This is a genomic window from Phaeovulum veldkampii DSM 11550 (assembly GCF_003034995.1).
GTDB classification, from domain to species: domain Bacteria; phylum Pseudomonadota; class Alphaproteobacteria; order Rhodobacterales; family Rhodobacteraceae; genus Phaeovulum; species Phaeovulum veldkampii.
Window position 1 is genome coordinate 1 of sequence record NZ_PZKF01000062.1, and the last position, 9,081, is coordinate 9,081.

At 61.4% G+C, this 9,081-nt stretch carries 9 protein-coding genes; 3 read left to right on the forward strand and 6 right to left on the reverse strand.

The genetic code is table 11. From position 1 onward, the window contains the following. Together C5F46_RS15010 and mobC are read right to left on the reverse strand one after the other, a co-directional pair. Positions 1 to 2,318, reverse strand: a 2,318-nt coding sequence (locus C5F46_RS15010) for a relaxase/mobilization nuclease domain-containing protein (protein WP_107326138.1), incomplete at its 3' end; no start/stop codon positions are given. Beyond that, a complete protein-coding gene (mobC, locus tag C5F46_RS15015; RefSeq protein ID WP_107326139.1) occupies positions 2,311 to 2,895 on the reverse strand; it encodes a plasmid mobilization relaxosome protein MobC in 585 nt (194 codons plus the stop codon). The genes C5F46_RS15010 and mobC, both read right to left, overlap by 8 nt. 655 nt (positions 2,896 to 3,550) lie before the next feature. Here mobC and C5F46_RS15020 point away from each other — a divergent pair. From C5F46_RS15020 to C5F46_RS16780, 3 genes are all read left to right on the forward strand, one after another. Next, positions 3,551 to 4,177, forward strand: a complete 627-nt coding sequence (locus C5F46_RS15020; RefSeq protein WP_235820191.1) for a P-loop NTPase family protein — start codon at positions 3,551 to 3,553, stop codon at positions 4,175 to 4,177. Between the two features lie 10 nt (positions 4,178 to 4,187). Next, a complete protein-coding gene (locus C5F46_RS15025; RefSeq protein ID WP_107326140.1) occupies positions 4,188 to 4,844 on the forward strand; it encodes a hypothetical protein in 657 nt (218 codons plus the stop codon). A 151-nt stretch (positions 4,845 to 4,995) separates the two neighbouring features. Then, positions 4,996 to 5,166, forward strand: coding sequence for a hypothetical protein (locus tag C5F46_RS16780; RefSeq protein ID WP_168796856.1), 171 nt, complete (start codon positions 4,996 to 4,998; stop codon positions 5,164 to 5,166). Positions 5,167 to 5,576: 410 nt separating this feature from the next. On the opposite strand, the gene C5F46_RS15035 is transcribed toward C5F46_RS16780, so the two are convergent. The 4 genes from C5F46_RS15035 to C5F46_RS15050 form a co-directional block, all read right to left on the reverse strand. Continuing rightward, positions 5,577 to 5,927 (reverse strand): hypothetical protein, encoded by a 351-nt coding sequence (locus C5F46_RS15035; RefSeq protein ID WP_107326142.1) that lies wholly within the window; start codon positions 5,925 to 5,927, stop codon positions 5,577 to 5,579. A 506-nt stretch (positions 5,928 to 6,433) separates the two neighbouring features. Further along, on the reverse strand, positions 6,434 to 6,982 hold the full coding sequence (locus C5F46_RS15040; RefSeq protein WP_181317771.1) for a hypothetical protein: 549 nt from the start codon (positions 6,980 to 6,982) through the stop codon (positions 6,434 to 6,436). A 527-nt stretch (positions 6,983 to 7,509) separates the two neighbouring features. Next, the gene (locus C5F46_RS15045) at positions 7,510 to 8,403 is read right to left on the reverse strand and encodes an abortive infection family protein (RefSeq protein WP_107326143.1); all 894 of its coding nucleotides are present in this window, start codon (positions 8,401 to 8,403) and stop codon (positions 7,510 to 7,512) included. A 2-nt stretch (positions 8,404 to 8,405) separates the two neighbouring features. Further along, positions 8,406 to 8,903 (reverse strand): hypothetical protein, encoded by a 498-nt coding sequence (locus C5F46_RS15050; protein ID WP_107326144.1) that lies wholly within the window; start codon positions 8,901 to 8,903, stop codon positions 8,406 to 8,408. Between the last annotated feature and the right edge of the window lie 178 nt (positions 8,904 to 9,081).

Below are 9,081 nucleotides of genomic sequence, written 5' to 3' on the forward strand. Positions count from 1 at the left end.
GCGGCGTGACGCGCGCGCTGTGCCTCGATCTGTTCCTCAGCCAAGGCATCCAGAACCCGCTCCATGGCCGGGCCGTGGGCAGTCACCTCACTGCTTTCCAGATAGGCCTTCGCAAGCTCCAGCTGCCGCAGCGGATGTTCGGTGAACTTGTCCAACACATCAGTATGGCCCGCGCGCAGGGCGGTAACCGCGTTTGGCGTGAGGTTTCTGTCGACCTGCTCGATCAGGCGCTGCCCGGCTGTTTCGGAGAGAGCTGTGCCATTCTCGGCCTCGGCCCGCTGGAGGAAGGTCATCACATCAGGGGCGGTCTCGGCCATGAAGCGCCGCTCGGCATAGTCTTGCCGCGCTTGGTCCTCGATGTCGAAGCTACGCTCACTGATAAAGGCGCGTGAGGCCCCCATGGCGCGCAGCCGGTTGATCTCATCCTGCACCGCGGTACCGAACTCTTCATCGGGCATTTCCGCGCGGTAGCGCGCGAGGGTGCGGTCATCTTCGGTGATCGGACCGAGATGTTGCGAAGGATCGCGCAGAGCAAGGTCCATGTCGCCCGCGTGGAGCCTGCGATCCTTTTCTTCGACGGCGAACTCCTGTGGCTTGCGGCTGTCGGTGATTTTGTCCCATGCCATCGAGGCCAATTCGGCATGATCGGGCGAACGCTGTGCATAGGCGTTGAAGGCGGCGCGGGCTTCTTCCACTTCGACAGCACCGGCCCTGCGCACGGAAGGGTCGTCTGAGAACGGGTAGGTGAAATCTGTCCGTCGGAACTGGGCGACCAGCTGCTGGAAGTCCTGCCGCTCGGACGGGGCGAAGGCGTCCGGTCCCGCGTCGTCGAGATCGCGGCCCAGTGGCGTCAGACGTTCGGCGAGCGAGACCTCGGCATCCTCCGCCTCATCGACATCGTCGACCGCCCGCAAGATGCGCGCATCGGTCAGAGTATCGCCCAGGCGGACGTGAACGGCTTCCAGCCGGTCCAGCGCTTCCTCGCGATCCTCGCCCTTCTCCAGATCGAGGTCGCCCGCCGTGGCGATGGCGCGCAGATCCTGTGCCAGCCACTGCCGTTCGAGGGCTGCATTGCCAGCACCCTCCCGCATGCGGGCCGCGACGGCCTCCGGATCGATGCCCGTGCCCTGCAGCGCCTCCGTAAGCCGTGCCTTCACATCCCCGTCGTCGAGACGCATCATCTGGTCCTCGCGCATATTCGCCCGCGCGTAGACCCCATCGCGGGACGGCGCATCAAGCAGCGCGGCCGAGCGATCCCCGAGAGGGTTCAGATGCGCGACGGAAGCCAGGACATCGGTCAGCTTGCGCTCGATTTCCGGCCGCTCGGACGCAGGTGCGCGGTCGATCGCGGCCTCGATCTGGCGGATGTTATGGGAAAACTCGGTGATCAGCGTGTCAAACGCCGTTTCGTCTTGGGACATATAGATGGCTCCGTCAGATTGGACCTGACCGCCACTGGCAAGGATGGTGCTGGCCCGCTCAAGGGCCTCGGCCACGTCATCGAAGTTCGACCGGGACGCCTCGGCAGCCAGACCCCGATAGGTCAGCGCGTTGCGCGCCACCGTCTGCAGGGCTGCGGCCAGGTCAGTCCCCGTGCGTTGCCGCTCGACGGGGGGCCGGCCTTCGTCACGGGCCTTGTAGACCTCATCAATCTCGGCGCGGTAGGTCGTGACCCCCCGGTCAAGACGCCGTGTCGCCTCGAGCCGGATCCCGTGGACCTGCGCCGCGTCAACCATCGCCGCCCGAAAGGCGTCGTAGTTGAAGTGGTGATCCTTCCCGAGAAAGAACATTTCGCCATCCTTGCTGCGGCGGTTCAGAACGATATGCGCATGTGGATGCGCGCGATCTTGGTGTATTGCAGCAATATAGTCGAATTGCGACCCCTCACCTTGAAAGAACCGCTCACAGATGGATTCCGTGATCGCGCGGACCTCTTCGCCGCTGGTGCCGACGGGAAAAGCCATCAGAAGATGCGAGGTATGCCCGAGCTTCGGGCTGTGCCGCTCGCCCCATTGGTTCTCGAAGCGCCGCACGACCCGATCAATCTCGGCCTCTGTCAGGGTCTTCTTGCCGTCATGGGTGCCGCGGCTGTCGAGGATGTGGCTCGACTTGGTGGTAAGATACGTGAGCTGGGCCTTGAGTTGGGCGCCCGTGTGGCACCCGCCTTTCGAGATCGGCTTGAAGATGGCCGGCGAGTAGCCGCGCGCTGCTCGGACCATCTGCGCCTTCTTGGCCAGCCCCTGCCAGCTGCCGGAGACCCGGCTCCAGTCGCGATCGAAGAGGGCGGGCCCGACACCGTGGGCAAGGCGCTTACCCACGCCTTAGCCGATCCGGGATGAGCGGGGCCCATGCCTTTGTGACCTTGAGCGCCAGATCGGCACGGCGCTTCAAGAGAAGCGCCTGCAAGCGATCAGTCAGATCGAGGATCAGTCCTGCGAATTCGCGAATATGCCCGTGGCTTTCCGCAGTGTAGGACAAAGGCTGGCCCTTTAGCCTGGCTTCGTTCAGCCGCCGTGCCACCTGATTGATGTTGTTGCCGATACGGCTGATGTCGGCCGCCCGTGCAGAAAGGGCCTCAGTCAACGCGTGATCGGGCTCCAGGATTTCATCGGCGGCCAACACCAAATGGCGCAAGGCATCTGTACGATTGGTGATGCCATGACGGGCAAGTGCGGCATCAAATGCGGCCAACTCACGTCGGCTGACCCGCAGACCAATGACGATCGGCCGGCTGCCATTCGCGTTTTGTCGGTCCAGCGCGTGGTTCACGGCGTTGTAGATCGTCTTCAGGCTCACCCCATACCGCTGGGCCAGATCAGCAGCGGCGACGCCCTGTGCACGCTCTTTGGCGATGCTCAGACGGTCTGTTTCGGTCAGTCTTCGGCCGCGTGACATTTTGAAGTTAACGTTCCTATTTCTTGCCAACTTCGTACAAGCCCGCCTTCTCCCAGCACAAGCGGAGAAGGCAGCAAGGGCTTGTACTCAATGTAGAAAATCGGCCTCACGGGCCGATTTGACGTCCTTTGGCAAATGCAGCGCGCAACGCGCTCAATGCAACGCGTCCCGCGTTCCCTGCACCGCGCATCACGTCTTATGCACGGTGTCTTTTGCGCTCTGCAGCGCGTCTTCGGGCAAGTGGGACGTGTCGATTGCAGCCCGCATCGCGCGCCTCGCACAATGCACGGCGTCGCGTGCACCTCGCGTCGCGTTCCGCGCTTCACGTGCTTTGGTGGATGCCGAATGCAGCACGTCTTTTGGCAAAAGCATCGCGCAACCTGGATCGCGGCGTCTGTCCCCTGCGCCCCGCTGTCTGCTCGCCGTAAAACGCGCAACGGCGAATGCATCATGCCCACCGCATCGTGCATCCCGCCTTCCGCTTGACGCCGATGCACCAAGAGGTTAGCGACATTATTGCATCTTTGTAGCGATTCACTATTCTTGCAGGAGGTCCACCCCCCATGCCCAACGACAATCTCGTGGTCATCGCCGCGATGGCCCGAAAGGGGGGAGCGGCAAAACCACGCTCTCGCGCGCCCTGATCAGCGCTGCCGTGGCTGCCGGGCGTCGGGTTCTGCTGATCGACACTGATAGCACCGGAGTGCTTGGCGCCTGGCACGAACGAGCTGAAGCGGCGGGTCTGGGGTCGCCTCTGCTGCGGTCAATCTCGGTCGAGAGTGTCGGGGCCGTCGATCGCAAGATCGAGCAGGTCTATGATGCGGACTCGGCGGATTTCGTCTTCATCGACACGGCAGGCGTCGGCGCGGAATGGTCGGACGGGATCGCGGTTCTCGCCGATCACATTGTGACGCCAGTCATGCTCTCGACCTCGGATCTCGATGTGGGTGCGCAGACCGCCGACTGGTACGAAAGGTTGCGCGCGCGCGTCGATGACCCGGCGAGCTTGCCGCGCCACCATGTCGTTCTGAACATGGTTGACCCGAAAGCCACGCGCGCGGATGCCGCCTTGATCGAAGTGGCGATCGCTCGGTTTCCCGTGGTTGAGACGGTGATGATGCGCCGCAACGTCTACAAGGAGATGGACGAGAAAGGCCTGCTCCACGCCATCGCGCTGCAAAAGCAGGCCGACCCAAACCCACTTATGCGCCCGCATGTCCGTCATGTCGTCGAGGCCCTTGAGGAGGCCACCGACATCCTCAACAACATCTTGGCCGCGTGAGGACAGGGCGTTGAGAAAGAAGATTCCAACCATCACCCGGCCCGACCCAGCCTATGCCGCGTCCCTTCGGCCGGAGGAGGAGAAAGACCCGGGAAGGGAAGAGGCGGATCGGGAAGAGACCGTCCTGATGCCGATGAGCATGACGGCAGACGTGGCGGATGAAGATCAAGCGTCGGTGCCAAGCAGGCCTGCCGTGCCTTCGCCGCAAGCAAGCCCGGAGACAACAGCAGAGATCATAACGGCGCCCACGGCGTCGCAGCCCAGGGTCCGACGCATTCCGGCCACCCGCAAGATCGATATCCGGGTGAACGCGCTGGAACGGCAGGAAGAAGCCCTCGTCGACTGCGGCGTCGACCCCGCCCACGTCATCCGCGCCGCTCTACGCCGTGCCGTGAAGACCTGGCAGCTGGGGCCAGAGTTCGTCCCACCATCCGAAGAGCAGAGAACGCGGATCACCGAATGGCGCGCGCGGACATCTCTGGCTGTCGATGCCAATGCGCTGACTTCCATCCTGCACGCCCATGACCCCCTCGATGTGCTCAGCAAGTGGGCCTTGATCCGCGGCCAGATCGAGCCGCGCGTCTGGGTGGAGATCGACATACTTCTGGACGAGATTGCCGTTCGCGCTGCGGCGCAGAATACAGAAAATGATACGTCAACAACCTGACTATAAAGACAACTTGTCCTTTTGTCGGTGGGTTTTTGCCGAAGCTACCGCCCACACCTTGCAGTTGCAGAAACCTGTCGTTAACACCGCCGACAAGAAATTTTTGACCTCCCTTTAACCAGTTATGAGGTCCAGAAAGCAGGAGCGCGTCATGACCCCAAAACCCCGCCTCACCGGCGAACCGATCATGCGCATCCTCTGCAAGAAGACCGACACTCTGGTGGGCTTCCTCTACCAATGGAACAATGGCGATCTGCAGCCCGCGTGGCTGGACGATGCTTTGGCCGAGGTTCGCTACGAACCAATAAACGACGCCGCCTGACACACGTGATCTGACCGCGGGCGCGGCGATCTAGGGTGGTGCGGAGTGCGGGCCCACAGCAGGCCGCGCCGAATTCTGCGCATCATGAGGTATAGAATGAAATTCTATACCTCATACGTTGGCACCGAACCCGATCCGAAAGGCCCAATTTTTTCTTTCATCGCCTCTGTCCGACCTACCAAGCCGCAGTACCTGCGACTCCTTTGAAGGCGTAGCAATTCGGCAAGCTTCTCGATGATGGGTTGTGGGAACAGTTTCATAGGGATCGTCTCCTCTTTCGTTTCGATTTCTCGTCCTCTCGGACACGAAAGAAGCAGACAGGGCGTAAGAGCCAGATGGCGCACAGGGGTAACATGGTCGGGGCAAGCCCCGAGTGGTGCGGGCACCCCTTGCGACAAGGGCGCGCCCTGTCAGAACAGCGGACTAGACCAGAAGACAGATGCGGAAGGGGGAGACGAAGCCCCGTTTATGAAACGGCCAAACCCCGCGAGTGCGAGCGCGCGGGCAGCCGCGTGCATGTGCTCGACCTGTTGCTGTGTCCACCAACGGTGGCTGTGATCGGTATGGCCGCAGGCGGGACAGTGAAGCCGCTCTGCTTCCTTGGTCTTATGCCAATCTTCGCTGAGCATCTTGAACTGGAAAAGGCATTCATCCGATGGGCATTCACGGTCGAAGTAGCCTTCCTCGTCGTCCTCAATCAGGATCGAGACTTCGCCGCCGCCTTCGATGCTCCGCAAAAATCGTTGTGTCTCTTCAAACATCTCGCAACCTCAGAACATCTTGTGGCGTACCGTTCGCTCTAGCCCCATATATAGCATGATTTCAGGGCAATTTGGAGTCTTCCATTGGACGGGGCTCTTCCCTTGCCCCTGGTGTTCAATTCCTGATCCTACCGTCTGCAGATCACCGGACGCTGAAGGTAAGGCGCTTGCGGTGCGCCTCCTGCCATGCTGATTGCGGCCTTGCTCAGGCGAAGCCTGTGGCGCGCAGTGCCTTAAGCGCCGCATGAAGGCTGGTCTGCCCTTCTTCCCGTGAATTCAACCCCCCAAGAGAAGGAGACTTGGCATTACCCACGCCATAACCCTAGACAACCCGCACAACCTATCCGACGAAGCCCTCTGGGCGCTGTTTGATGAAACCCAAGCCCTGCTCGAAGAGCTGCCCTGCGGCTGCTGGGAGCGCGGCATCGCGCGCGCCAATCTGCGCCTCATCTTGAGCCTGATCGAGCGCCGCCGGGTGCACGTCTCTCTGGACGTCCCGCGTAGGCCTATTCCGCCGCCTCTTCGTGCTTCTCCTCGGGCAGAGGTACATTCATGTCCTCGGCACCGATGGCGATGGCACGCTCGACAAGTGCGTTATATGCGGGGACGGTCAGCCCCGGCGTCTTGGCCGCATGAAGGCGGCGAATGGCAAAATGCGGGTTGAGGATGACGGCATGAGAAAATTCCCCTGCCGTGCCCGATGCGATGCGGATGAAGCCGAGATTGGCAAGCTCCCTCATCCGCTCCTTCCAGGAGCGTACTGCTCGCTGGCCAGTGTAGCCCGAGTAGAAAGCCAGCTCATCAGCGTTCTGCAAACTGACATACATCTCGTCGAACGCCTGCCCCCAGAGGGCAAGATAGGTCATCGAGGTGCGTTTGCTGCCCGGAGCCAGGTCGTCGATGATGTTCATGATCAGCGGCATCGTGCGCGGCACGGACGTGAAGCCGTCATAGACGCTGCGGTGCCAAAGATCGTCCGGAGACAGATCAGGCCAGAGCTTCGCGCGAAGGTCTGTAATTTTCTTGGCGATTTTCTTCTTGGGTGTCCTGACCATAGGAGCCTCATGTGCTAAAGGGGACGGGCTGAAGTGTGGACCTTCAGCCCTATCGGCGGTGAGTGCGGCGGCGCGAGGTTTGGACGCTCGCTCCGATGTTCATCCTCTCATCGGCAACAGGGCTAATATGCCTAGAAACTTGTTGTTTTTCAAGTACTTAGTTCGAGTGCCTCGGCATCTGAAGCCGCTCCTCCAGCCAATCTGGAAGGCGCGGATGGAAGACTTTGCGCAAGCTCGACATTTGAGTTGGCGCAAGCCTATCAAGAAATCGCCGGAAAACCAACGTGATAGGCGGTTCTGGCGGTACTCGGCGTCATCACGGTCCTCACGCGTCCTCGCGGTGCTCGCTGTGATCGGGGCAAAAACCCCCTCCCTCGGGCCGGGGGTGGGGTAAAGGGGCGGCCTATTCGGCCGCTATCGCTTGGGGCTCAAGGTTGGGCATGGGCGCGGGGAGTTTCAGCCCCCTTCAACGACGAAGGAGAGATGACCGGCCAAGACCGGCGCTACTGACAGGATGAAACTAGCCGTTACCCTGCCGGATCGTCTGCTTTGGGAAGCGGGCGGGCAGGAAATTTCCGTTGCCATGTCTCGATGAGAAACAGCGCTGCCGTGCTCGCGGCATGGATCGACAAACGGGCAATCCGCGCGTCAACACGGGCAAAGCCCTTCTCGCGGCCGTGGGCGTCGCCGCCGTGAGTGCGCAGAGCCCCTACCCCTCCGATGACCGTGGCCAGGCCGGAAAGGATTTGCCGCACGTCATTCGCTATCAAGGGGTCGATGTCTGAGCGGTCAGGGGACAGACCAAGCGGCTGCTTCACGGCATTGTAGAGCCCCTCTACGTCCTTCTTGGCAGGGAGCGGCTGCCCCAGCTCGATGAGGATAGACCGGCACACGCTCTCGACCGTGCTGCACGCGGCGGTGACGGCATCTTCGGGGTCGGTCTGGCTGCTGGCGAGAGCGCGGTCGAGATCGCGGCTCACCGTGTCGAAGTCGATCACCTCGGACAGCCCCGCCAGCTCAGTCAGGACAGGGACATTCTTGCCCGCCTCGACAAGCCGCATCCGCCCGCCCTGCTGCTGAACCTCGAAGCCGTCGAAGCGCAGCGCGCGGTTGAGATGGTCGAGCACGGCGACATGACGCTTGGGCTCATGGATGAAATCGCGGGGGTCAGCGGCTCCCTCGATAATCTTCGACAGCACTTGCTCAGCATCGAAGCCGTTGTTGAGATTGATAAGGCACTGCACCAGCGACGGTACGCGGGAGCCATTCACCGTGAAGGCCACATTGCAGGCGCGCATGAACTTCTCGATCTTCGGCCCGCTGCGATAGATGCCGATGGGAGGCGTCGTGTCATGGCCCCCGCCGCCGCTGATAATGTCGGCGATGGCGTCGATGCTCTGGGGCGATAGCGGGAAGGGCATGGCTATAGGTGATCCTTCGCCCAAAGAAGCGCATTGAACGCGGCAAGCTTTGCATCGGTTTCGGCTGAATAGACCTTGCTACCTGCCTGCACAGCTCCCGATGCCCGTCTCAGGACACGCACCGACCATCCGGCTCCGGCCCGATAAACTGTGAGATTGAACCCGTCCGTGTTGATGTAGAGGTTGCCTTGTCTGGACGTGCGCCATTTTCGAGAAGGCCAAGCAGCGCGGCGGCGTGCGGAATTTCTGAGACGCTTCTCCCGCTCCCGGGGCCGCTTGTAGTCCTCTTCCATGTGCTCAGCACAAACACAGCCGACCTGAAGCGAACCGGGATAGTCTGGATGCTCCATAATATGGGCATACCGGATTTCGGCGCTGTCACACATCTCGCAGAGTTGGCTGGGCTCTTCCAAGTCTTCGAAGCCGACACAGGTCCAGCCTTTTTTCGGGACGCCTGCCTCTGACCATTTCCCTCGACGAGTGTGACTGTCCCGATCCATCGCCCAACCTACCCCGAAATCTGTTTGAGTTCGGCAGCGTGGGGATCATAGCGATAGCTGGTTATTGTGCCGTCCCTGATCTTTTCCACAGCGTCGTTTATGACAAAGAGAGGTACGAGGAACCATTCTCGCGGGACCACAGGCCGTCCAAAGCGATCCATGATCTCGATTTCGAGCC

Excerpts from the sequence above, each read along its gene's own strand:
- mobC (WP_107326139.1), bottom strand. The coding sequence starts at position 2,895 with ATGTCACGCGGCCGAAGACTGACCGAAACAGACCGTCTGAGCATCGCC.
- C5F46_RS16780 (WP_168796856.1), top strand. The coding sequence starts at position 4,996 with ATGACCCCAAAACCCCGCCTCACCGGCGAACCGATCATGCGCATCCTC.
- C5F46_RS15035 (WP_107326142.1), bottom strand. The coding sequence starts at position 5,927 with ATGTTTGAAGAGACACAACGATTTTTGCGGAGCATCGAAGGCGGCGGC.
- C5F46_RS15040 (WP_181317771.1), bottom strand. The coding sequence starts at position 6,982 with ATGGTCAGGACACCCAAGAAGAAAATCGCCAAGAAAATTACAGACCTT.
- C5F46_RS15045 (WP_107326143.1), bottom strand. The coding sequence starts at position 8,403 with ATGCCCTTCCCGCTATCGCCCCAGAGCATCGACGCCATCGCCGACATT.
- C5F46_RS15050 (WP_107326144.1), bottom strand. The coding sequence starts at position 8,903 with ATGGATCGGGACAGTCACACTCGTCGAGGGAAATGGTCAGAGGCAGGC.